The sequence below is a fragment of the Flavobacterium humidisoli genome (assembly GCF_023272795.1).
In the GTDB taxonomy this organism is placed as follows: Bacteria; Bacteroidota; Bacteroidia; order Flavobacteriales; family Flavobacteriaceae; genus Flavobacterium; species Flavobacterium humidisoli.
In genome coordinates this window covers 1,877,995-1,903,989 of sequence record NZ_CP096829.1, presented here as the reverse complement: position 1 = coordinate 1,903,989, position 25,995 = coordinate 1,877,995, and the positions used below count along the sequence as shown (strand labels likewise).

Genomic DNA, 25,995 nt, shown 5'->3' with positions numbered 1-25,995 from the left:
GTTGTATTAAAAGAATCTTGGGGATATCATTTTATTGTAATTATTAAAGAATTCGAATCTTAGGAAAATCTCATGAGATCCAGAATTATATTTTCTTAATCGTGTCGTTTCATGATCGTAACCATAACCTATGTACATTCCTTTTGTAACTTGAAATCCTGCCATTGCACTAACAGATGCGCTCCAGCGATAAGCAAGTCCTAAAACGAATTTGTCATTAAACATAAAATTTCCTGAAACATCAACCTGCAAAGGAGCTCCTTCTACCATTTTGGTCATTAAAGCTGGTTTGAATTTTATGTACTCTAAACGATCTAGATTAAATACATAACCTGCTATTAAATAATAATTGATTTTTTCTTTAAAAATAGCCACATCATCTGAGTCATAACGATTTGTTTCTATAAAATTAGGAACCGATAACCCGACATATGCTCTATCTGAATGAAAATAAAGTCCCGCTCCAACATTGGGCGAAAATTTATTTTTAAGATTCTGAAACTGCGGATCATCTTGATCTTCATAACTCAATTTATTGATATCGATGTTAAAAAGATTAGCTGTTCCTTTTATTCCGAAAGACAAATTCCATGTGTCCGAAGTTGGAATTGTATAAGACAAATCTGTAGATAAAGTATTCTCTACAGTTGGTCCGATTTTATCATTTACCAAAGAAACTCCAAGTCCTAAATCAGTATTATTCAAAGGCGTATTAACAGAAAATGTACTCGTTTCTGGTGCTCCATCTAACCCAACCCATTGCGTACGATATAAACCAAAAACGCTTAAAGCTCCACGTGAACCCGCATACGCTGGATTGACTTCGATTGTGTTATACATGTATTGTGTATATTGTGCATCTTGCTGCGCATTTGACACAATCGAAAAAAACATAAAAACTAAAATTAACTTTTTCATTTATTAAGTTTTAGAACGGCTTAGCGCTAACCAAGCCGTAGTCTATTTTTATTTATTAAGATATAAGTACCCTGATTCTTGGTGAGACTTTTGATCGTTGTCTTTGTATTTTAAGATATAGAAATACGTTCCAACTGGCAGACCATCTGATTGTTTCACTGTCGAACGTCCGTTAGAATATCCAACAAATACTCGATCGTTATTGTTATACTGATCTATGTTGAAAACTAGAACTCCCCAACGGTTATAAATTTCAACCGTATTATCTGGATAACATTCTATACCTCTTATATAAAATCTTGCATTCTTGTTGTCTCCGTTTGGAGAGAAAGCATTCATTACCTTAATAGAACATCCGTTTAAGTCTAAGACTGTTGGGCTATCTCCGCTATTACTTGCATCGTCTGACTGATCTTCGACCACAACTCCTCTTAAGCTGCTTCCTTTAACTGTTGCCTGATTACTCACACTGCCACGGTTAATATCTTCTTGAGTGATTTTGTAAACCGCTGTAAAATTAGTTTCGTTAGATTCGTTGACACCCAAATTGATTGCTTGTCCAGAAACTGCTACTCCTGGCAACGGATCGTTTATTGTGATTCCAACAAGTGGCACATTTCCTGTATTGGTTACAGTAAATTTGTACGTGATTGTTTCTCCTGCATTGGCAAAACCATTTTTATTTTCGTCATTGAAAACTGCTGTTTTGATAACAGAAATAGCAGGCACTTCTACAAAAACATTTAATGTCGCGGTAGAACAATTTGACGAATTTACTTTTTCGCAAACTTGATAGATCAACGGATAATTTCCTCCTGGTGTGTTTGGCTTAACATTTACCGTTCCGTCTGCATTCCATTCAAAATACGGACTTTCTGTTAAAGGCTTAATAGTAACATCAGCAGGATTTATTGCTTTTCCGTTTATTAAATCATTTTCTAAAACATTTATAAATTCTAATGAACCATTAATTCCATCTGCACTTACATCATTATCATTATTTAAAGTAATCTCGTTTACTGCTGGCGAAACTGGATCTGCAACATTATCAACTGTAATTTTAATTACCGCCTGACTGCAATTTGATGTATTTGCAGCTTCACAGATCTGATAAACCAATTCGTAAATTCCATCTGGTGTATTTGCAGCAATATTGACTGAACCATTTGGATTTAGTGAGAAGTTTGGATTTACTACAGGTATTGATAAAATAACATCTGAAGGCTTAATTTGCACTCCATTCAATAAGTCATTTTCAAAAATATTAACCGTAGCGTTTGCTCCTTTTTTCACATTTACAGGTCCAGTCTCATCATTATTTGCTTTTATTGAGAATGTTGGACGTGCATTACAATCTGGCGTAGCTGGCGGATAAGCCACAGAAACTGTAACAGTTGGGTTTAATGAAAATTCAATTTTCACTCCATTTCTGGTAGCTTCAAATCCGTCGGCACCTTCTGTCCATATTCCGTTATTTAAAATCCATCCTGGCCAATCTGTTCCATTTTTGTTGCTGTCAATCTCTGCCCCAGGCCATAAAATATTTCCGCTTAATGGCAGATTTGTTTGAGTTGCCACTACATTATTATTACTATCAATCCATTTTACTGTTAATAGATTATTTGTCGTGAAATTCTCTGGTGAAACAGAATAGTTAACATAAGGAACATTGTTTGAACAATAACTGTTTGCCGTTACTATCATTTTTGGTTCTGTTACCGTTACTTTTACACTATTTGAATCACAGTTATTTGGATTTAGTTTCTCGCATATTGTGTATGTCAATTCATATTCTCCTGCAGGTGCATTAGGAGCTACTACAACATTTCCGTCTGCATCTACCGTTAAATATCCTTTCGGATCATCTTTAGTTACTTTAAGATCTACATCTGATGGCACTAATTTATTTCCATCTTTAGTATCATTCTCAAAAACGTTGATTACTTTCTGCGGAATGTTTACTCCTACTGCCGATGGCATAAGGTCTTCATTTGCTACAAGATTCCCTCCTGTAACTTTTACTATTGTAATTACCGAATCACAATTTAATGGATTCGTATTTTCGCAGATTTTATATTCTACAGTATAATCTGCTGCTGGCGTGTTTGGCGCAATGCTTATGGTGTAATCTGAATTAAGCGTCAGTCCTGATGGAAGCGTTCCGATAATTTCAAACTTAACTTCTCCAGGCGCTGTTCCAACTATGATTGGATTTCCGTTCAATTTATCATTTGCAGTCAATGAAATAGTCGTTCCGCCAATATTTCCGTTTATAGAAGCAATAACATCTTCAACAGCATCAATTACAGGCAATACAACTGTTACTTTAACAGTATTTGAACTGCAGTTGTCTGGATTTAATTTCTCGCAGATTTCATATGTCAGCTCATATTCTCCCGCTGGAGGATTTGCCCCCAAGACAATTTTCCCGTCTGCATCTACAGTCAGATATCCTTTTGGATCTGACGCTGTAGTTTTCAGCGTAACATCTGTTGGGTCTAATGGCTGTGCGTTTTTAGTGTCATTGTCAAAAACATTTTTCCCTAATGTCTGAGGAAGATTCGATCCTACAACTGATGGGATTTCGTCTGCGTTTGCCACAAGATTCCCTGCTGTTACTGGTACAGTAATAGTTACTGAATCGCAGTTTAGCGGATTCGTGTTTTCGCAGATTTTATATTCGACCTTATAATCTCCTTTTGGAGTATTTGGCGCAACAGTAATAGTATTATCTGAATTTAATGTAAGTCCCGTTGGAAGCGTTCCGACGATTTCAAACTTAACTTCTCCTGCAGCCGATCCAACTGTGATTGGATTTCCGTTCAATTTATCATTTGCAGTTAATGAAATCGTTTTTCCGCCGATATTTCCGTTTATAGAAGCAATAACATCTTCAACTGCATCAATTACAGGCAATACAACTGTTACTTTAACAGTATTCGAACTGCAGTTGTCCGGATTTAATTTCTCGCAAATTTCATATGTCAGCTCATATTTTCCTGCTGGAGGATTTGCTCCCAAGACAATTTTTCCGTCTGCATCTACAGTCAGATATCCTTTTGGATCTGACGCTGTAGTTTTCAGCGTAACATCTGTTGGGTCTAATGGCTGTGCATTTTTAGTGTCATTGTCAAAAACATTTTTCCCTAATGTCTGAGGAAGATTCGATCCTAAAACTGATGGGATTTCGTCTGCATTTGCCACAAGATTGCCTGCTGTTACTGGTACAGTGATAGTAACTGAATCGCAGTTTAGCGGATTCGTATTCTCGCAGATTTTATATTCGACCTTATAATCTCCTTTTGGAGTATTTGGCTCAACACTAATAGTATTATCTGAATTAAGCGTCAGTCCCGTTGGAAGCGTTCCGATAATTTCAAACTTAACTTCTCCTGCAGCCGATCCAACCGTGATTGGATTTCCGTTCAATTTATCATTTGCAGTCAATGAAATAGTCGTTCCGCCGATATTCCCATTTATTGGAGTTACCGTATCTTCAACTGCATCAATTACAGGCAATACAACTGTTACCTTAACAGTATTCGAGCTGCAGTTGTCCGGATTCAATTTCTCGCAGATTTCATAAGTCAGCTCATAATCTCCCGCTGGAGGATTTGCTCCCAAGACAATTTTTCCGTTTGCATCTACAGTCAGATATCCTTTTGGATCTGCCGCTGTAGTTTTCAGCATAACATCTGTTGGGTCTAATGGCTGTGCATTTTTAGTGTCATTGTCAAAAACATTTTTCCCTAATGTCTGAGGAAGATTCGATCCTAAAACTGATGGGATTTCGTCTGCGTTTGCCACAAGATTGCCTGCTGTTACTGGTACAGTAATAGTCACTGAATCGCAGTTTGCAGGGACTGCACCTACTTCACATATTGTATATTCTACTTCATAATCTCCTTTTGGAGTTCCTGAAGCTACTGTTATAGTTCCATTTCCATTTAACGTTAATCCTGATGGTAAAGTACCAACAATATTTATTGTAACTTCTCCTGAATTGATTCCAATTACTGCTTTGTTTCCGTTTAGTGTATCGTTTCCTATTAAAGATACTGTTGTTCCGCCAATATTTCCATTTATTGGAGTAATAGTATCTACTACTGCGTCTATTGTATTTACAACTTTAACTTCTGCAACTGCTGTCTTGCAGTTTGAAGGATTAGCATCCTTCTCACAGATTTCGTATGTAATGCTATAGGTTCCGCTTGGCGTGTTAGCCGCTAGAGTAACGTCTCCGTTCGCATCAACACTTAATGGTCCGTTGCTGTCAATTGTAACAATCGTGTTTGCAGACGTAACAGATGCACCGTCTAAAGTGTCGTTTGATTTTACATTTCCAATAGCTGCAACTGTAGATCCAGAAGTTTTTGTTCCGAAATCATCTTTAACTGCTACTAAATCGTTTACAACTTTAACCTCTGCTGTTGCTGTCTTGCAGTTTGAAGGATTCGCATCTTTCTCGCAGATTTCATATGTAATGCTGTAGGTTCCGCTTGGCGTGTTAGCCGCCAGAGTAACGTCTCCGTTTGCATCAACGCTTAATGGTCCGTTGCTGTCAATTGTAACAATCGTGTTTGCAGACGTAACAGATGCACCGTCTAAAGTGTCGTTTGATTTTACATTTCCGATAGATGCCGCTGCTGATCCTGAAGATTTTGTTCCGAAATCATCCTTAACCGCAATTAGACCATTTTCAACTTTAACCTCTGCAATCGCTGTCTTGCAGTTTGAAGGATTCGCATCTTTCTCGCAGATTTCGTATGTAATGCTGTAGGTTCCGCTTGGCGTATTAGCCGCCAGAGTAACGTCTCCGTTTGCATCAACGCTTAATGGTCCGTTGCTGCCAATTGCAACAATCGTGTTTGCAGACGTAACGGATGCTCCGTCTAAAGTGTCGTTTGATTTTACATTTCCAATAGCTGCAACTGTAGATCCAGAAGTTTTTGTTCCGAAATCATCTTTAACTGCTACTAAATCGTTTACAACTTTAACCTCTGCTGTTGCTGTCTTGCAGTTTGAAGGATTCGCATCTTTCTCGCAGATTTCGTATGTAATGCTGTACGTTCCACTTGGCGTGTTAGCCGCTAGAGTAACGTCTCCGTTTGCATCAACGCTTAATGGTCCGTTGCTGTCAATTGTAACAATCGTGTTTGCAGACGTTACAGATGCGCCGTCTAAAGTGTCGTTTGATTTTACATTTCCAATAGATGCCGCTGCTGATCCTGAAGATTTTGTCCCAAAATCATCTTTAACTGCCACTAAATCATTTACAATTTCAACTTTAACTGTAGCCGTATTGCAATTTCCGCTATTAGCGATTTCACAAATTGAATAATCAAAAGTATAAGTGCCTGTTGGTGTATTCGGTTTTACTGAAACAGCACCATTTGCATTATTAAAAATTAACACTGAAGGTACGGTACCATTTACTGTAACATCAACATCTCCTCTATTTACTTTATTACAATTTAAAACATCATTATCAAAAACATTAGTAATAACTACTCCTCCAGCTCCTCCATTTGATGAAGAAACACTATCATCATTTGCTATAATTTCACCAATTACTTTAACGATTTGCGTGCAAGTCTCTGTATTACCTCCTGCATCTGTTGCCGTCCATGTCACTGTAGTGTTTCCGATTGGGAAACTTGAAGGTGCATCATTTGTCACCGTTACAGTTCCAGAGCAATTATCCGATACTGTCGGAGCACCTAAAGCAACTCCAGTTGCAGTACATGAATTCTCATCTGTCGAAACTGAAACTGCCAACGGACAAGTGATTGATGGCTTTTGGGTGTCTTTAATAATTACTTTTTGAGTCGCCGTTTCTACGTTTCCATTTCCGTCGCTAAAACTCCAATTAATGGTATAAGTTCCCTGAGTGTTATATGTCAATGGATCTGTCGTTGTTCCTGTAACTGTTCCTGCACAGTTGTCTGTCGTTGTCGGAGCAGTTGCAGTTACTGAACATTCTCCCGTAATATCAGCTAATGTTCGTTTTACGGGTTTCTGAGTGTCTTTAACAATAACTTTTTGAGTTGCAGTTTCTATATTTCCATTTCCATCGCTAAAACTCCAGTTAATGGTATAAGTTCCCTGAGCATTATATGTCAATGGATCTGTCGTTGTTCCTGTAACTGTTCCTGTACAGTTGTCTGTCGTTGTCGGAGCAGTTGCAGTTGCTGAACATTCTCCTGTAATATCAGCCAATGTTGGTTTTACAGGTTTCTGCGTATCTTTAATAATTACTTTTTGAGTTGCAGTTTCTACGTTTCCATTTCCATCATTGAAACTCCAGTTAATGGTGTAAGTTCCCTGAGCATTATATGTCAATGGATCTGTCGTTGTTCCTGTAACTGTTCCTGCACAGTTGTCTGTCGTTGTAGGAGCAGTTGCTGTTGCAGAGCATTGTCCTGTAATATCAGCCAATATTGGTTTTACAGGTTTCTGGGTATCTTTAATAATTACTTTTTGAGTTGCAGTTTCTACGTTTCCATTTCCATCATTGAAACTCCAGTTAATGGTGTAAGTTCCCTGAGCATTATATGTCAATGGATCTGTCGTTGTTCCTGTAACTGTTCCTGCACAGTTGTCAGTTGTTGTTGGAGCCGTTACAGTTGCTGAGCATTCTCCTGTAATATCAGCCAATGTTGGTTTTACGGGTTTCTGGGTATCACTAACTTTTACTGTAGAGATAGAAGAAGTCTGTTCGCAACCTGTTACTGTATTTTTAACTTTCACTTTATAATCTCCATCAGAATTTACAACTAACGTAGAAGAAGTTTGACTAGGAATCACAACATTATTTTTATACCAAACATAAGTAGCTGAACTTGCATTTGAATTCGCTGTCAAAGTCGTGGTTAAACATGCTGTTAAATTTCCAGATATAGTTGCTGTAGGTAAAGCATTTGTCGTTACTGTATGAGTCGTTGTTACTGGTCCATTACATCCTGCAGCACTTGCTGTGATTATAGTTGTTCCCGACCATCCAGCAACATAAGTTACTGCTCCAGTAGTTGAATTTATAGTATTTCCGCCTGCGCTACTTGCAGAATCTAGGCTATATGTAATACCTCCTGTTGAATTTGCTGCTGTTGTAGTTCTTGTTATTGTTTCAACTCCTTGGCAACGAGAAGACGTTGCTGGTGAAAATGATGCAATTGTTACATTTGGTGATAAGACAACCGTTCCTGGAATTGTTGCTTCTGTACAAGGTGCAGTATGACCAACTGTAGTAATGGTATAAGTACCAGCAGCTGTTGGATTTCCAGAAATTGTTACTGTTTTTGCATTAGTATCAACCGTTGCAGATAATCCTGTTGGTAAGTTAGATACTGTGGCATTTGTAGCACTTCCTCCAAAAGTATATACTGCATTTGGAACTGATGCTCCAGAACAAACTGTTGGATTTTGAGTACCACTTGTAAATACAATACTAGAAGCTTTATTTATAACTGCCGCGACAGCAATTCTAGACGTTGAAGTACAACCTGATGATGTTACTGCGCCCACATAATAAGTTGTAGTGGCTGACAAAGTTGGAGTGTTAAAAGTGGTTCCTGTTCCTAATACTGTCGCGCTTGTAGGATCTGCATACCAATTAATAGTTGCCCCAGTTGATGCAGTTGCCTTTAATTGTAATGTTCCTGCACCACAATTTGAAGCCTCTGTTGTCGAATTTATTGTTGGTATTGTATTTATTGTTGCTTTAACTTCAGTTCTTGTTGGAGTTGTACAACTATTATCTGTTGCTTCAACATAATAAGAAGTTGTTGTAGATAAACTTGGCGTCGTAAAACTCTCTCCTGTTCCTAATGATGTTCCTCCTGTTGCTGCTGCATACCAATTAATAGTTCCTGCTGATGCTGTAGCCTCCAAAGTTACTTCTCCTGCACCACATCGTGAGTTAGAAGTAATAGTTGCAATTGTTGGTTTTGCATTAATAACAAAATTAACTGCTGCTCTACAATTTGAATTACCTGAACAAGCCGCATAATACGTTTTTGTTGTTGCTGTAGCGGTACTTGTCAATCCAGACCCTGTAACTCCTACTGGATTAAAAGAAGTACCTGTATAAATTGATGAACCACCTGTAGATGTAGTATACCATTCTATCTCACCTATAGTATAACTTACAGTTAGCTGCATGTAATCAACATTTGCTACAACATTCGTATTACCAGATTTATTAATAGTTATAGATAAGGCAATTCCAAAACCAGAATTATTAATTTCACTAGGAGTCCACGTAGTACTCCATAAATCAGATTCTCCTCCATAATCAATAGCCGACGTGCTACTTGTTGACCACTTCGTGCTTAACTTATTATCTTGAGAAAGAATTGTATTTCCTTTTATTAAACGAACAGCATTATCTGTTACATAATTATTATTGACACCATTTGCGCTAGCAAAACGCCCAATTGTTAAAGAAATTCCTTTAATTTTAGCATTTGACGGAATTGAAAATCCAAAATTTGTCGCTGTCAAATATCGGGTTATTGTATTCCCATTATTACTTGTAGAAGCAGAAGCATAGCCTGAACCTATTGAATTAGCACCTGCAACATTTGACCAGTCTATAGATCCAGTTCCTGATACATTACTTGCATTTCCAAATAGTGGTCCAGCAGTACTTGCAACTGCGCACGGAGAAGAAGCTGTCAATGATCCTGCCTCGCCTTGGCAAATAGCAACACCTGTTGTCGTTGGTGCACCTGCAACTGCATTAATAACAATACCAGTATTTGGAGCAGAAGTACATCCTTGTGAATTTGTTGTAGTTACAGAATAAGTCCCTGGTACCAATCCAGAAAAAATACCGGTTGTACTATTTACCGAAGCAGAAACAGGATTTGTTCCCGTTAATGTATAACTTATTCCAGAACCGTTTGCAGGTGTATTAACAGCTATTGTACCTGTTGGAGCAGTACAAGTTGTTTGCGTTACACTCACTGTTGGAGCTGCAGGCAAAGCTAAAATTGAGATATCGTCAACGGCAGTACCTGTTCCATTAAAATTTACACCTGGAACATTTGATTGGCCTGTACCTTCGTATGTTTTATTTGCACTACCATAAGCATTTGTAAATGCCGTTATTCTTCTATTAGAATTGGCTGTTGTACGCGTTGGGTCAAGATATAATGCTTGCGCATTTGAACTATAAGTTCCTGCCGCTATAGAAGCTGCTACTTTTCCAACTAAAGTTATGGTAACAACTCCATTTTGCGCAATGTTAAATCCTCCAAAAACAGGATTATTAGCCGTAGCTGTAGCCGAATTAGCTAGAGTTCCTGCTGGTCCTGAAGCTCCGACAGAGTAAGTTGCTGTAGCGGAATCAAATTCGATACCTGCTGGGAAACTAAAATCCAACATTACACCAGCAGCATTTCCTGCTCCCGTATTTTTTATTTCGATTTCATAAGAAACTTTTTCATCAATAGCATTACAAATTGCAGTAGTAGATAATGTTTTGGCTTTTGTCTCAAGAACTGGAAAACAATTCGCATTAACTTGTAGATTTGCAGGTACGTCTGCAACTGTAAAAGTTGATACATAACCATCTGTTCCAGCAATAGCTCCATGATTAATTCCGTTACCGGCATTAGATTTACCAGCTGCTCCACCAGTTACATTTGTTGTAATGGTTACTGAACTTGAAACATTATGACAGATTATTCCACCACCACCACCACCACCTGGTCCGTGCTCATTATTATTATCGTTTTCAGTGTTTCCACCTACTCCTCCCTTAGCTTGAATTTGAATGGTAGCAGTACTGTTATTAGAAACATTTAGCAAAACTGTTCCCCCTGCTCCTCCACCTCCAGCACCATCTGGAGAGTTAGCGTAAGTTCCTGGTGCTCCCTTTCCTCCATTTGCATAAATAGTACCATTTCCTAAAACGTTCCCAGCATTTATAAGAATAATTGCTCCTCCAACACCTCCTTTTACACCAGAAGAAGCGTCATTTGCATCACCTGCACCTCCACCACCGCCCATAATAAGCCTTGGAAATTTTTCAATTACAGTATACGATTTTGATCCTGGTCGTCCTGCTCCTGTAAGATTATTGGAGAATAAATCTCCTCCTCCACCTTGCCATCCAGCGCCACCAAGTCCGCCAAATCCACCGTTTCCACCACCTCCACCGCCGGTATTATGGTCGTTCCCGCCACCTCCTGCATTCGCTGGAGCCCCTCTTCCTGAAGAACCGCCTGGCATTCCTTCAATTGTATTTGCTACCTGATTAAAGCCATCCCACATATATTTAGGTGTACCAGCTATTCCTTCTCCTTTTCCTGAAATTTTGCTATTTGATGAATCACCAACATAAGTTTTTGAATCATTAACATCCGAACCAGCTTTTGGGCTATATCCTCCTCTAAAACCCCTTGCGCTTCCATCAATACTAAAGCCATTAAAGTTGAAGGTTCCAGAAACATTAAATGCAATAATACCACCCGCAACTCCATTAAAAGGAGGTGTAGTAATATTGGCTGTAAGAGTTAAATTAGAATATTGAGGCACTCTAACGACTTGAAATGTTTTCTTTCCTCTTGAAGTAGTTGGGTCTGCATTATAAAAACTATTCAAGACACCATTATTGGGACCTGTACCTTTAAACGTTAAATTTCCTCCCGTCAAGGGTACATTATTTGTTGCAATTACATATTCAAAAATCCCAGTATTACCAAGAGCTGTAAATCCTGTTCCTCCTAGATTATCAGGACCGCTGTTAGTTGTACCAGAACCATAATTAGCTGTATTTGTATAATTTATAGAGGCATCTTGCATTTGAATAATTAAAATCAGATCTCCTGTAGAGATTGGAGTTGTGCCAAAATTATTCGAGTATTGATCTGTTGCTGGCACACCTGCCAACAATATAGATTGTGCTCCAGCATTCAACGTAACATTTCCTGTGATCGGGTAATATGTATTTACTGAACTTGACACCGCAACAGGTCCGTCAACTCCAGGGGTACCACATACTTGTGAGTATGAGAATATTGGTAGTGTAATAAATAAAATAAAAAAGATTAGCCTGTAAAATCCAGACTTACAAAAAGTAGAGTTACGCATAGACAACTTGAGTTTGTGGAACAGAAATTTCGGATGCTAAAAAACAGATGATTGTTTTTTGCATATTGATGAGATACGTGAAAAAATATAAAATGGATTTAAAAAAACTTAAAACAGTTTTTTTAAGACTTACACATAAAAAAGAAATTATGTAGACCATTGACATATAGTAAAATAAAGACTATAAAAGTCTTTCTGGTTTTAAATTAAGTAGATTTGGAAAGCGCGAAAGTATATCGCGGAATGAAATCGAGCATCATTATGCCGACAAAATGCAGATAAAGTCGTTAAACAACAATTTTTAACAAATGTTCAACTTAATAAATATGCTAAAAATGTAACAATTTGATTATGAAGCTGTCAAAAAATCTTAATTTTTTGCGAATAAGATTAATTCTTACAAAAAACACTGACAAAACAACAAGAAATAAAAAAGTTGAAAAATAAGTTTTTACTTATAATCAAAAACATAAAACACTAACAACAAGTCAATTACAAAACAAAATCAAAATACAATATTTCTATTTTAAAAACTTAATATTACGTTTTAAGCCATCGAATTTTGTTCTCTTAACTGGGGAATTTTTAAAGACTGTTCGGAAAGTTTCTTCTGTTATTTCAATCCAATCCTTTTTAGTAAAGGAAAGCAGTTCTGGATTAGGATTAAACAGCGGTTCAGAATGCGGTTTAGAAAATCGATTCCAAGGACAAACATCTTGACAAGTATCACAGCCAAACATCCATTCATCGAATTTCCCCTTCATTTCTTCAGGAAGATTTTCTTTTAATTCGATGGTATAATAAGAAATGCATTTGCTTCCATCAACAATATAAGGAGCTACAATCGCCTGTGTAGGACAGGCATCAATACAGGCAGTACAAGAACCACAGTGGTCTGTGACTGCATAATCGTATTCTAATTCTAAATCAATAATAAGTTCGGCAATGAAGTAAAAAGAGCCAACCTTTTGAGTGATCAGGTTACTGTTTTTTCCAATCCAACCCAAACCGCTTTTGGCTGCCCAAGCTTTATCTAAAACAGGTGCCGAATCGACAAAAGCACGTCCTGATACTTCTCCAATATTTTCTTGGATTGAATGTAAAAACTCCTTTAGCTTATCCTTAATTACAAAATGATAATCTTGTCCATAGGCATATTTAGAAATCTTAAAACTTTCATCGTTTTGCTTAGAATCTGGGTAATAATTAAGTAAAAGCGATACAACACTTTTACCATCATCAACCAACAAAGTTGGATCGAGACGCTTATCAAAATGTTGTTCCATATAGGCCATTTGACCATTACGATTGTTCTTCAACCAATTTTCAAGTCGAGGAGCTTCTTGTTCTAAAAAACCAGCCTTAGAAATTCCGCAAGAAATAAACCCAAGTCTTTTGGCTTCTTCTTTTATAAATTTTGAATATGTTTCTTTTGAATTGATACTCATCTTTTAGAAAATGAAACTTCAACGTTAATAGGTTTTAAAGTAATTAATGGATTAAACTGAACGGTATCATTATCAGATTTAATAATATACTTTTTAACAATCTGAGATATCGTTAAACACATTTCATAAATGGCAAATCCAGTTCCAATACACATTCTAGGCCCAGCCCCAAAAGGATAAAAATATTGCATTGATTTCTTTTTTTGTTCTCCAAGAAATCGATCTGGAATGAATTCATCAGGATTATTCCAATATTTTGGATTACGGTGCAATTCATAAAAAGAAACCCCAATCAAAGTGTTTCTTTTGATTTTAAATTCAGCCAAAGAATCATCCTCAAGATTTTGTCTATCAGTAATCCAAGCGGGTGGATATAAACGCATAGACTCGTTCAAAACGGCATTTGTATAGACCATTTTTTGAAGCTGTTCGATACTATTGCTTGTTTGCGATTCAACCTCTATGATTTCCTCAAAAACCTTTTGTTGAACTTCGGGATTTCTTCCCAAAAGATAAAGAGTAAAAGTTAATGTGTTTGCTGTAGTTTCATGTCCCGCAATAAAAAGAACTTTAATTTCATCAATCAATTGTTCAATAGACATGCCTTCCCCTGTATCTTCATACCTAGTTTCTAGAAGCATGTTTAATAAATCATTAATTTCTTCCTTCGAAGCTTTTCTTTCTTCGATGATTTCCTTAATAATAGTATTATTTTCCTCCGCTAACTTAAGATGTTTCTTGACCTGTCCACTCACTGAAAACCACCAAGCTTTATGCGGAAGTCTAATTTCTTTAATCAAAAAGTTTTGTACTTCTTCTATAATAAATTTAATGCGATGAAATTTATTCTCAGCATTTGAAAGCTGGAATAAAGATTTTGCGACAACATTAAATGCAAGATTACTCATAACCGGAAAAAGATCTATTGGCCTTTCTTCCACTAAATTATTTACTTCTGAAGCAATAGTCAGGTTCATATTGTCAACCAGCTGATTCATTTTTTGTTTATGAAATGCCGGCTGAATAAGTCGTCTCTGTTTTAACCAAAAATCACCATCACTAGTTAAAAGTCCCTTTCCTAAATATTTGGAAAGATAAACCGATTGAAATTTAGATTTATTATAATTCTTTTGGTTCTTGACTAAAATATGCTGCGCAATTTCATTATCTCGCGACAAGATTATATACTTAGAAAAACCAATTCGTATAGAAAAAGAATCTCCAAATTTCTCAAAATATCTTTTATGAAAGGGAATCGGATTTCTACGAACACCTTCGGCATCCTTGAAAAATCTAAGTAAAGATAAATTCTGAGGGTAAGTATATTTAAACTTCTCGGACATACAATTAAAATAAACCTCCTTGTATATTTGTATTTATTTTTCCAAGATGCTTATACGCTTTATCTGTAACTTCTCTACCTCTAGGCGTTCGCATGATAAATCCTTCCTGAATTAAGAAAGGCTCATAAACTTCTTCTATAGTTTCACTACTTTCACTAACAGCTGTAGCCAAAGTAGAAAGTCCTACTGGGCCGCCTTTAAATTTATTAATAATAGTTAATAATATTTTATTATCCATTTCATCTAGACCATGAGCATCTACATTTAAGGCTTTTAAAGCATATCTTGAAATTTCGATATCAATTCTTCCATTTCCTTTAATTTGAGCAAAATCACGAACACGTCTTAATAATGCATTTGCAATACGAGGAGTTCCACGACTTCGTCCAGCAATTTCAATTGCAGCTTCTAGATCAATAGGCATTTTTAAAATAGATGCACTTCTTTCAACAATTGTTGTCAAAAGTTCTGTAGTATAATATTGTAAACGTGACGATATACCGAAACGAGCACGCATTGGAGCAGTTAACAACCCTGATCGCGTTGTCGCTCCAATCAAAGTAAAGGGATTCAAATTTATTTGCACTGTTCTCGCATTCGGACCAGATTCAATCATAATATCAATCTTAAAGTCTTCCATAGCAGAATACAAATATTCTTCAACTACAGGACTTAATCGATGAATTTCATCAATGAATAAAACATCTCTTTCGTCTAAGTTTGTTAGCAAACCAGCCAAATCACCAGGTTTATCCAAAACTGGTCCTGAAGTAATTTTAATACCCACTTGCAATTCATTTGCCAATATATTGGCCAAAGTAGTTTTCCCTAGACCAGGAGGGCCATGAAAAAGTGCATGATCAAGAGCCTCACCACGCTGATTAGCTGCAGCAACAAAGACTTTTAAATTTTCCAAAACTTGATCTTGTCCGGCAAAATCATCAAATGACAGCGGACGTAATCTTTTCTCAAGATCTAACTCTTCTGAGTTATATCCTTTAGTAGTAGGATCTAGATTTTCATTCATCCTACAAAGATATATAAACTAATCAGTTTGTAAAATAGCAAAACTGTACGATTAAAACTTTAACTAAACAAAAAAGGCTGTCATTTCTGACAGCCTTTGATTATTTTTTAGTGGTGTAAAACTTCTTCACCTTCTTTCATTGGTACATTTTGAGGAACAAAATCTACATCATGATTAGGGTTACTATAGTCATACGGCCAACGATATACGTGAGGAATTTCTCCTGGCCAGTTTCCGTGGATATGTTCAACTGGAGTAGTCCACTCTAAAGTTGTAGATCTCCATGGGTTTTGAACTGCTTTCTTACCGTAGAAAATACTGCTAAAGAAGTTGTACAAGAATACTAACTGGAATGCACCTCCTACAAGAGCAAATGTTGTAATTAAAACATTCACATTTTGTAAATCATCAAATAATGGAAAGTTAGTATTTGTATAGTAACGTCTTGGTAAACCAGCTAATCCGATAAAGTGCATTGGGAAGAAAACTCCATAAGCACAAACTGCAGTAATCCAGAAGTGAATATAACCTAAGTTTTTGTTTAACATTCTTCCATACATTTTAGGGAACCAGTGGTAAATACCAGCAAACATTCCGTAAAGTGCAGAGATACCCATTACTAAGTGAAAGTGAGCAATTACGAAGTAAGTATCGTGAACGTTAATATCTAAAGTACTATCTCCTAAAATGATTCCTGTTAAACCTCCAGTGATGAAAGTAGAAACCATTCCGATAGAGAATAACATTGCAGGGTTGAACTGTAAGTTACCTTTCCATAAAGTTGTAATCCAGTTAAATGCTTTTACAGCAGAAGGAATTGCAATCAATAAAGTTGTAAATGTAAATACAGATCCTAAGAAAGGATTCATACCTGAAATAAACATGTGGTGACCCCAAACAATAGTTGACAAGAATGCAATTGCAAGAACTGACATAATCATCGCTCTATAACCGAAAATTGGTTTACGAGAGTTTGTAGCCATAATTTCAGAAACAAGACCCATCGCTGGTAAGATTACGATGTAAACCTCAGGGTGACCTAAGAACCAGAATAAGTGTTCAAACAGTACTGGAGAACCTCCTTGGTAATGTAAAACCTCTCCTGCAATATAGATATCAGATAAGAAGAATGAAGTACCAAAACTTCTATCGAAAATCAATAATAAAGCAGCTGACAATAATACTGGGAAAGAAATAACACCAATAATAGCTGTTACGAAAAATGTCCAGATTGTAAGAGGAAGTCTAGTCATAGACATTCCTTTAGTTCTTAAGTTAAGTACAGTAACAATGTAATTTAAAGATCCCATCAAAGAAGATGCGATGAAAATAGCCATAGATACTAACCATAATGTCATACCTGTTCCTGATCCTGGAATTGCTTGTGGCAATGCACTCAAAGGAGGATAAATTGTCCATCCAGCAGATGCTGGTCCAGCTTCAACAAATAAAGAACATAACATTACAACAGCTGATAAGAAAAACAACCAGTATGAAATCATATTCATAAACCCAGACGCCATATCTCTTGCTCCAATTTGAAGCGGAATAAGTAAATTACTAAAAGTTCCACTTAAACCTGCCGTCAGTACAAAGAATACCATGATGGTACCGTGAATTGTTACTAAAGCTAAATAAATATCATTTGCCATTACACCATCAGGTGCAAATTTATCTCCTAATAAAACATTAAATATCTTAAAAGACTCTTCTGGCCACGCCAATTGCATTCTAAAAAGCAAAGACATTGCTATACCAATGATCCCCATAATAATACCAGTAATCAAGTATTGTTTAGCAATCATTTTGTGATCAATACTAAAAATATATTTAGTAATGAACGTGTCTTTATGATGATGTTCGTGCTCGTGATCGTGTCCGTGATCGTGATCGTGCGCTTCTGCTGACATATATGTGTACTTTAAATTTTCTAAATAATATTATTTCAATGCAACTTTAGCTACAGCTGCTTTAACAGTATCGACAACAGCTTTAACAGTGTCAATTACTTTTGCAGTAGAATCTGCAGTTGGAGCAGTTCCTTCAGCTGGTTTTTCAGCCGCTTTTGCAGCAGCGATATCCTGAGCCAAAGTAGTTTTCTCACTTAACCATTTTTTATAGTCTTCTGGAGAATCTACAACAACTTTCATTTGCATATTATAGTGAGACGCTCCACAGATTTTATTACATAATAATAGGTAATCAAAAGTATAAGGATCTAAAGCTGTACCACCTTTTGCAACTAACTCTTTACTTTTTTCAGCTCTAAGTTTGTTAATGTTTGCAACTTTTTCAACCATAAATGGCAACTCTCTATATTCTGAAGTAGTATATGTTGGAACGAAAGCAAATTCAGTAACCATACCTGGAACACAGTTCATTTGTGCTCTAAAGTGAGGAAAGTAAGCAGAGTGCAATACATCCTGAGAACGCATTTTAAAGTGAACTTTTTTACCTTTAGGAATGTGCAATTCTGAAACTACGATATCATCTTGAGCATTTGGATCTGACATATCAACTCCTAATGTATTTATTCCTTCGATTAAACGCACGTTAGCTTTTCCTAAAACATTATCTTGTCCAGCATATCTTGCAGTCCATTTAAATTGCTGAGCATATAATTCGATTTCGATTACATCTTCATCTTTATCAACAAACATAATGTTATTCCAAGCATATAATCCGTAAAGAATTAAACAAGCTAAAACAACAGAAGGAATGATACTCCAAATTGCCTCTAATTTATTACTATCAGCAAAAAATAACGCTTTTTTATCTTTGTTACCTTTATATTTAAAAGAAAACCAATATAATAAACCTTGTGTTATTACTTGAACCGTAAAGATCAAAACCCAAGTAATGTTCATTAAATTATCTACTAAACCACCATGCTCAGAAGCAGGAGTATGAAGCGCCAAATTACCCCATTTTAGTAAACCATAAATAGTAAATATATAAATGAAAGCTAAAAAGCCAAACATGATATATCCCTGAACGTTATTGTCATTATCTGATGCAACTTGAGAATCGTCCGAAGAAGCTCCTACCTGAGTAAGATCAAATATCTTCGTCAATTGCCATAATGCAACTGCTAATAAAACTAAAACTATAATTACCAACAAACTTGTCATCTGTTTACTTCTTTAAATATTAATAATGAAAATGTTTACTTTCTTCGATGAAAGGATTTCTTTTTGCAAGCAAAGGAGATTTAGTTAATGCAGTAAATACAACAAATATAAATAATCCTAAGAAGAAAAGAATCGATGCAATTTCAGGAACTCCAATAAACCATTTGTCTCCTACAGTACCAGGCATAATCATATTAAAGAAATCAACATAATGACCTAATAATATCACAATACCAGCCATAACAACAACCCAGTTAAGACGTTTGAAGTCAGTATTGATTAATATTAATAATGGGAAAACAAAGTTCATAACAACCGCTCCAAAGAAAGGAAGGTTATATAACTGAATTCTTGTTACAAAATAAGTTACCTCTTCTGGAATGTTAGCGTACCAAATCAACATAAATTGAGAGAACCATAAATAAGTCCAGAATACACTAATACCAAACATGAACTTAGCTAAATCATGGATATGACTTGTATTTACATACTCTAAATATCCTTTTGATTTTAAATAAATAGTTACTAATGCAATAGATGTAATACCACTTACAAAGAAAGAGGCAAATACATACCATCCAAATAAAGTACTAAACCAGTGTGGATCAAAAGACATAATCCAATCCCACGACATAATAGACTCAGAAACAATAAAGAATACTAAGAATCCAGCAGATGCTTTGAAATTCTTTTTATAGTAAAGATCATCATTTGCTTCATCTTGTGCCAAACAGTTTTTTCTAGAAAAATGACGGTAGATATTCCATCCTAATAAAAAGATGAAAGCTCTTGCAATCCAGAAAGGAAAATTTAAATATCCAGATTTTCCTGCAATGATAGCATCATAATTTGGGCTTTTCGGATCCGTTACCCCTTCTCCTAACCATACGAAGATATGATTAAAATGTAATCCACATAATACTAATAGTATAAAGAAGATTATAGAACCAGCTGGCAAATAAGCTGTTATACCTTGCATAACTCTAAACAAAACTGGAGACCAACCTGCTTGAGCAACTTGTTGAATTGCATAGAAAGCTAAAACCCCCATTGAAAGAAGTAAAAAGAAAATACAAGCAACATACACAGCAGACCAAGGCTTATTTTGCAATTGGTGCAATACGTGCTCTAAATGTTTTTCGTGCTCATTTGCACCAGAAACTTCTGCATGCTCAGCTCCTTTGTGAGAGTCATGTGCAACTTCAGCAGCCTCATGATGACCTGCTTCTTTGTGAGATGCCTCCGCTTTTTCTTCATGCGCAGCGCCATGAGAACCATGTTCATCTGCAGCAAGTATTTTTTCAACTTCTTGAATATCTTTTGGTGCACTTAAAAAACCATACCCAATTCCTAATAGACCAACGGCCATTAAGATGATAGAAAAAGTTTTTAATTTACTTGAAAATGTATACATATCTATTACGATCAGTTTGTTCAACAATTATAATTGGCTTTTTAGTTTCAGAACATAGTCAGCAACTAACCAACGTTCGTGAGCACTTAATTGATTTGCATGTGAACCCATTGCATTTAAACCATAAGTCTCAACATGAAAGATACTTCCTTCAGTGATCTCTCTGTCTTTATAGCTAGGTACTCCAAGAAATTTCTCTCTTTCAACCAATTTACCTTTACCGTTACCAGTTGCGCCATGGCAGCTGATACAATAAATATCAAAAAGCTCTTTACCTTTTCCAGAGTTTTTCTCTTCTTCTGTTAAAGGTGATTTTAAATTAGCTTTCGCTAATTCATAACCAGCAGTTGAGTTTTCATATTCATAAGGTTCAAAACCTCTATTGATAGTTCCTTCAACAGGAAGCTGTCCTTCTTTTCCTCCCTTAAATATTTTTGCTTCTGAATATGGCTCGTAAGCAACAGATTCATACATATTAGGGAAATACTGATAGTTCGGTGCCGAATTATTGTGGCAAGATGAAACTAAAATAGTTATACCAACTAAAAGTGTTATTTTATATATCCTTTTCATAGCTACAATTAATTCTTTTCTATTACTTTAACTTCAACAGCTCCAGTTCCTTCAAAGAAAGAAACTAATTCAGCTTCGTTATCATTTACAGCAACCTCCATTAAAAAGTGGTCATCAGTTGTTCTTACATCTGGGTTTTCAGCTTCTTTAAATGGCCATAATCTACTTCTCATGTAAAAAGTAATTACCATTAAGTGAGCTGCAAAAAATACAGTCATCTCAAACATAATTGGCACAAAAGATGGCATATTTTGGATAAAACTAAAACTTGGTTTACCTCCAATATCTTGTGGCCAGTCATGAATCATGATGTAACCCATCATAGTTGTTGCAACAGAAATACCAACACATCCATATAAAAAAGCACATATTGCTAATCTTGTTGGTGCTAATCCCATGGCTTTGTCCAATCCGTGAACCGGGAATGGAGTAAAAACCTCTTCAATATGATGATGAGCAGCTCTAGTTTTCTTTACTGCATTCATCAAAACGTCATCGTCATTATAAATGGCGTATATAACTTTATTACTCATGATGTGAATCTTTACTGTTTGCTCTTTCTCTAATATAATTATCTCCTGTTCCTTTCAAAATTGTTTTAACCTCTGCCTGAGCAATTACAGGGAATGTTCTAGAGTATAATAAAAACAATACAAAGAAGAAACCAATTGTTCCAATGAAAATTCCAATATCAACAAATGTTGGTGAGAACATTGTCCAAGAAGATGGAAGGTAATCTCTATGTAAAGAAGTAACAATAATTACGAATCTTTCAAACCACATACCGATGTTTACTACAATCGAAATAATGAATGAGAACATGATACTTGTTCTTAATTTTTTGAACCACATGAACTGAGGCGAGAACACGTTACATGTCATCATCGACCAATATGCCCACCAGTAAGGTCCAGTAGCTCTGTTTAAAAATGCATATTGCTCATATTCTACACCTGAATACCAAGCTACGAATAACTCAGTGATATAAGCCACACCTACGATAGATCCAGTAATCATGATAATGATGTTCATTAACTCGATATGCTGTAATGTGATGTATGCCTCAAGGTTAGATACTTTTCTCATAACAATCAACAATGTATTTACCATCGCGAATCCAGAGAAAACCGCTCCAGCAACAAAGTATGGAGGGAAAATTGTTGTATGCCATCCAGGGATTACAGAAGTAGCAAAGTCCATAGATACAATAGTGTGTACAGAAAGTACAAGTGGAGTAGCTAAACCAGCTAATACTAAAGATACTTCTTCAAAACGCTGCCAGTCTTTAGCTCTACCACTCCATCCAAAACTTAAGATAGAATAAACTCTTTTGTTAAAAGGAGTAATAGCTCTATCACGAAGCATTGCAAAGTCAGGCAATAAACCAGTCCACCAGAAAACTAATGATACTGAAAGATACGTTGAAATCGCGAATACGTCCCAAAGTAAAGGTGAGTTAAAGTTTACCCATAAAGATCCAAATTGGTTTGGAATAGGTAATACCCAATAGGCTAACCATGGACGTCCCATGTGAATAATTGGAAATAGACCTGCTTGAACTACAGAGAAAATAGTCATAGCTTCAGCAGAACGGTTGATGGCCATTCTCCAACGTTGACGGAAAAGTAATAATACCGCAGAAATTAATGTTCCAGCGTGACCAATACCAACCCACCAAACGAAGTTAGTAATATCCCAAGCCCAGCCAACTGTTTTATTTAATCCCCATGTTCCGATACCGGTAGATACGGTGTAAATTATACAACCTAACCCCCAAAGGAAGGCTATTAATGCGATTGAAAATACAATCCACCATTGCTTGTTTGCAGGCCCCTCAACAGGTGCAGCTACATCTACAGTTACATCGTGATAAGATTTATCACCAATAACTAAAGGTTTTCTAATGGGTGCTTCGTAGTGAGACGACATAATCCTTTATATTGTTTCTTAATTAATAATTTTACTAAGTATTTCTAACTTTAACATGGTAAACCACATTAGGTTTTGTACCTACATGCTCTAATAAGTGGTATGATCTTTCATCAGCAGCTAATTTAGCAACTTTACTTTCTTTATCATTTACATCACCAAATATCATCGCTCCTGAAGAACAAGCACTAGAACAAGCTGTTTGGAATTCACCATCTCTAACTGGACGGCCTTCGTTTTTAGCTTTTAATTTAGTAGCTTGTGTCATTTGGATACACATAGAACATTTTTCCATAACACCACGAGAACGTACGTTAACGTCAGGATTTAATACCATACGGCCTAAATCATCGTTCATATGATAATCGAACTCGCTGTTTTTGTTGTATAAGAACCAGTTAAAACGACGTACTTTATATGGACAGTTGTTAGCACAGTAACGAGTACCAACACATCTGTTGTAAGCCATATGGTTTTGACCTTCACGACCGTGAGAAGTTGCAGCAACTGGACAAACTGTCTCACAAGGTGCGTGGTTACAGTGTTGACACATTACAGGTTGGAATGCAACTTGAGGATTATCTCCTGCTTTCTCCATTTCATTAAATGTAGATAATGAACTAGATAAACCAGCAATTCCTTCTTTTCTTTCGTTATCACCTTCAAAAGTGCTTTCAGAAGAATAATATCTGTCGATACGCAACCAGTGCATATCACGACTTCTTCTTACCTCTGCTTTACCTACAACTGGAACGTTGTTTTCTGCGTGACAAGCGATAACACAAGCTCCACATCCAGTACAAGCATTTAAGTCAATTGAAAGGTTGAAGTGATGCCCAGTTGTACGATCAAATGATTCCCAAAGATCTACAGTAGTAGCCTCAACTTCTTGGTGATCTAAAGATACCATTGGTTTTTCATTCCAATGTTCAGCATCTTTAGTATTAAATATTTCTAAAGTAGTTTCTTTAATAATATCTCCTCTACCCATTAAAGTTTTCTGACCTTGAACACAAGCGAACTCATGTACACCACCAGCTTTAACAATAGATACTGATTGAACATTATTGAAACCTTTATATAAAGTGTAAGCATTTAAACCTACCTGCATTTCTTCTTTTAGAGCTGCTTTACGTCCGTATCCAAGAGCTAGACCTAAAGTACCAACTGCTTGACCTGGCTGAACGATAACTGGAACATTTTCCAATTTAACCCCATCAACAGTAATAGTAGCATAACTACCATTTAAACCTCCGTTGGCAACAATTTCATTTGATAAACCAAGTTTTTTAGCATCTGCATTAGAAACTGTAACATAGTTATCCCAAGAAACTCTTGTAATTGGATCTGGAAACTCTTGTAACCATGGGTTATTAGCATGTTGTCCATCTCCTAATCCTGTTTTAGTATATAATACTAATTCAAAATCACCAGCAGATTTAGATCTTGCAACAGCATTTGCAGCAGTCGCAGCATCAATAGCACCTCCAGACAAAGCTGAAGCCCCAAGAACAGCTACACCATCATGCAATACTTTATTCCAAGAAGCTCCTGCAGTGTAAGCTCCAGAATTTGTTTTTAAGTAGTCATAAAAAGTACCAGCTGTACCATTTACTGACAATAAAACATCTTGAAATTGTTTTGTATTAAAGATTGGGCGAATTGTTGGCTGAGTTAAGCTATATGTTCCGCTTGTAAGTTCAAGATCACCCCAAGATTCTAAGTAGTGAGGAGCTGGCGCAGCAATTGAAACAATCGATGCAGTTTCGTCTTCTTTTAATGAAAAAGCAACAGACGTTTTAACTTTTTTCAATCCAGATACAAAAGAAGCTGAATCAGCTAAAGTGTAAACAGGATTAACTCCACTCATAATTAAAGTATGAACACTTCCAGCATTCAAATCTTTAATCAACTGTGCAACTGCAACATTAGAACCTTTTCTAATTTGTCTAGCTCCAGTAGTACTAAAAGCTTCACTAGCCAATACTTGATTGATAGCTAAAACTAATAATTGAGCATTTTTATCTTCAATTCCAGATACTAAAACTCCTTTTGAACCAGCAGCTTTAAGCTGTTGTGCAGCTTTTACTACTTCGTTTTTAAAGTTTCCTTCTAAAGCCACAGGAATAGAAGCACCTACAACAATATTATAAATTTGAACTAAAGCTTGCTTTTGAGCAGCTACAGTCATTGGAACACGCTTATCAGCAGCAGCTCCAGATAATGTCATGTTTGATTCAAACTGAAAATGACGAGACATTTTTCCGTTTTGAGGAATACGTCCTTGTGCATATCCTGTATCATATCCTCCACCTTGCCAGTCTCCTAAGAAATCAGCACCAACAGAAACGATTAAAGAAGCTTTTGAAAAATCATAATCAACTAAAGCTCTTTGACCATAAACAGATTCAAAAGCATCTAAAGCCTCAGATGAAGAAACTGCATCATACACAACGTGCTTAGCGTTTGGATTTTTTGCAATAAACTCAGCAATTAATTTTTCTGTAGATGGACTAGCTAAAGTATTCGTTAATAATACTACTTGCCCACCTTTTGCTTTTGCATCTGCCAAACTTGATTTAATTTTTAAATCAACAGCTGACCAAGAAGAATTTTTACCATCTACTTTTGGCTCTTTCAAACGAGCGCTATCATACAATCCTAAAATAGATGCATGAACTCTAGCATTTGCAGAAAATTTAGCTCCTGCAATTGTATTGTTTTCAATTTTAATTGGACGACCCTCACGAGTTTTCACCAAAAGATTAGCAAAATCAAATCCGTCAAAAACTGTAGTTGCATAATAATCTGCAACACCAGGAATGATTTGTTCTGGTTGTAATACATAAGGGATAGACTTGTGAACAGGACCTTCGCAAGCAGCTAATGTTACAGCCGCTGTACTAAACCCTACGTACTTTAAAAAGTCACGACGTGAAGTCCCAGATGTAGATAAAGCCTCAGCGTTACCCAAAAACTCATCAGTAGGAATCTCTTCAACAAATTCGTTATTTCTAAGCGCCTCAACAATAGAGCTATTTTCTAGCTCTTCAACACTTTTCCAGTATTTTTTGTTTGATGACATTGTATATATATATTAAAATCTTAATAAATC

At 36.2% G+C, this 25,995-nt stretch carries 12 protein-coding genes; all 12 read right to left on the bottom strand.

All coding sequences use genetic code 11. The annotated features are described in order from the left end of the window. Positions 1-6: 6 nt before the first annotated feature. Complete coding sequence (locus M0M44_RS08505; protein WP_248729368.1) at positions 7-918, bottom strand: PorP/SprF family type IX secretion system membrane protein; 912 nt, start codon at positions 916-918, stop codon at positions 7-9. Positions 919-966: 48 nt separating this feature from the next. Beyond that, positions 967-12,015, bottom strand: coding sequence for an Ig-like domain-containing protein (locus M0M44_RS08500; protein ID WP_256469791.1), 11,049 nt, complete (start codon positions 12,013-12,015; stop codon positions 967-969). A gap of 521 nt (positions 12,016-12,536) precedes the next feature. Beyond that, positions 12,537-13,463, bottom strand: coding sequence for a tRNA epoxyqueuosine(34) reductase QueG (gene queG, locus M0M44_RS08495; protein ID WP_248729367.1), 927 nt, complete (start codon positions 13,461-13,463; stop codon positions 12,537-12,539). Further along, positions 13,460-14,806 carry a cytochrome P450 gene (locus M0M44_RS08490; RefSeq protein ID WP_248729366.1) on the bottom strand — a complete coding sequence of 449 codons (1,347 nt, stop codon included), beginning with the start codon at positions 14,804-14,806 and terminating at the stop codon, positions 13,460-13,462. Before M0M44_RS08490 ends, queG begins: the two co-directional genes overlap by 4 nt. A gap of 4 nt (positions 14,807-14,810) precedes the next feature. Next, on the bottom strand, positions 14,811-15,833 hold the full coding sequence (gene ruvB, locus M0M44_RS08485) for a Holliday junction branch migration DNA helicase RuvB (RefSeq protein ID WP_095927926.1): 1,023 nt from the start codon (positions 15,831-15,833) through the stop codon (positions 14,811-14,813). A gap of 107 nt (positions 15,834-15,940) precedes the next feature. Beyond that, positions 15,941-17,743: a cytochrome c oxidase subunit I gene (locus tag M0M44_RS08480; protein ID WP_248729365.1), complete on the bottom strand. Its 1,803-nt coding sequence runs from the start codon at positions 17,741-17,743 to the stop codon at positions 15,941-15,943. Between the two features lie 30 nt (positions 17,744-17,773). Beyond that, on the bottom strand, positions 17,774-18,964 hold the full coding sequence (locus M0M44_RS08475) for a cytochrome c oxidase subunit II (RefSeq protein ID WP_248729364.1): 1,191 nt from the start codon (positions 18,962-18,964) through the stop codon (positions 17,774-17,776). Between the two features lie 19 nt (positions 18,965-18,983). After that, complete coding sequence (locus tag M0M44_RS08470) at positions 18,984-20,378, bottom strand: quinol:cytochrome C oxidoreductase (RefSeq protein WP_248729363.1); 1,395 nt, start codon at positions 20,376-20,378, stop codon at positions 18,984-18,986. Positions 20,379-20,405: 27 nt separating this feature from the next. Then, positions 20,406-20,951, bottom strand: a complete 546-nt coding sequence (locus M0M44_RS08465) for a c-type cytochrome (RefSeq protein ID WP_248729362.1) — start codon at positions 20,949-20,951, stop codon at positions 20,406-20,408. Between the two features lie 8 nt (positions 20,952-20,959). Further along, a complete protein-coding gene (locus M0M44_RS08460; protein ID WP_008466841.1) occupies positions 20,960-21,484 on the bottom strand; it encodes a DUF3341 domain-containing protein in 525 nt (174 codons plus the stop codon). Continuing rightward, positions 21,477-22,880, bottom strand: coding sequence for an NrfD/PsrC family molybdoenzyme membrane anchor subunit (gene nrfD / locus M0M44_RS08455; protein ID WP_008466839.1), 1,404 nt, complete (start codon positions 22,878-22,880; stop codon positions 21,477-21,479). Before nrfD ends, M0M44_RS08460 begins: the two co-directional genes overlap by 8 nt. Positions 22,881-22,914: 34 nt before the next feature. After that, the gene (locus M0M44_RS08450) at positions 22,915-25,965 is read right to left on the bottom strand and encodes a TAT-variant-translocated molybdopterin oxidoreductase (RefSeq protein WP_248729361.1); all 3,051 of its coding nucleotides are present in this window, start codon (positions 25,963-25,965) and stop codon (positions 22,915-22,917) included. Between the last annotated feature and the right edge of the window lie 30 nt (positions 25,966-25,995).

Bases quoted from the DNA above. Each gene is read 5' to 3' on its own strand.
- M0M44_RS08505 (WP_248729368.1), bottom strand. From the start codon at position 918: ATGAAAAAGTTAATTTTAGTTTTTATGTTTTTTTCGATTGTGTCAAAT.
- M0M44_RS08500 (WP_256469791.1), bottom strand. From the start codon at position 12,015: ATGCGTAACTCTACTTTTTGTAAGTCTGGATTTTACAGGCTAATCTTT.
- queG (WP_248729367.1), bottom strand. From the start codon at position 13,463: ATGAGTATCAATTCAAAAGAAACATATTCAAAATTTATAAAAGAAGAA.
- M0M44_RS08490 (WP_248729366.1), bottom strand. From the start codon at position 14,806: ATGTCCGAGAAGTTTAAATATACTTACCCTCAGAATTTATCTTTACTT.
- ruvB (WP_095927926.1), bottom strand. From the start codon at position 15,833: ATGAATGAAAATCTAGATCCTACTACTAAAGGATATAACTCAGAAGAG.
- M0M44_RS08480 (WP_248729365.1), bottom strand. From the start codon at position 17,743: ATGTCAGCAGAAGCGCACGATCACGATCACGGACACGATCACGAGCAC.
- M0M44_RS08475 (WP_248729364.1), bottom strand. From the start codon at position 18,964: ATGACAAGTTTGTTGGTAATTATAGTTTTAGTTTTATTAGCAGTTGCA.
- M0M44_RS08470 (WP_248729363.1), bottom strand. From the start codon at position 20,378: ATGTATACATTTTCAAGTAAATTAAAAACTTTTTCTATCATCTTAATG.
- M0M44_RS08465 (WP_248729362.1), bottom strand. From the start codon at position 20,951: ATGAAAAGGATATATAAAATAACACTTTTAGTTGGTATAACTATTTTA.
- M0M44_RS08460 (WP_008466841.1), bottom strand. From the start codon at position 21,484: ATGAGTAATAAAGTTATATACGCCATTTATAATGACGATGACGTTTTG.
- nrfD (WP_008466839.1), bottom strand. From the start codon at position 22,880: ATGTCGTCTCACTACGAAGCACCCATTAGAAAACCTTTAGTTATTGGT.
- M0M44_RS08450 (WP_248729361.1), bottom strand. From the start codon at position 25,965: ATGTCATCAAACAAAAAATACTGGAAAAGTGTTGAAGAGCTAGAAAAT.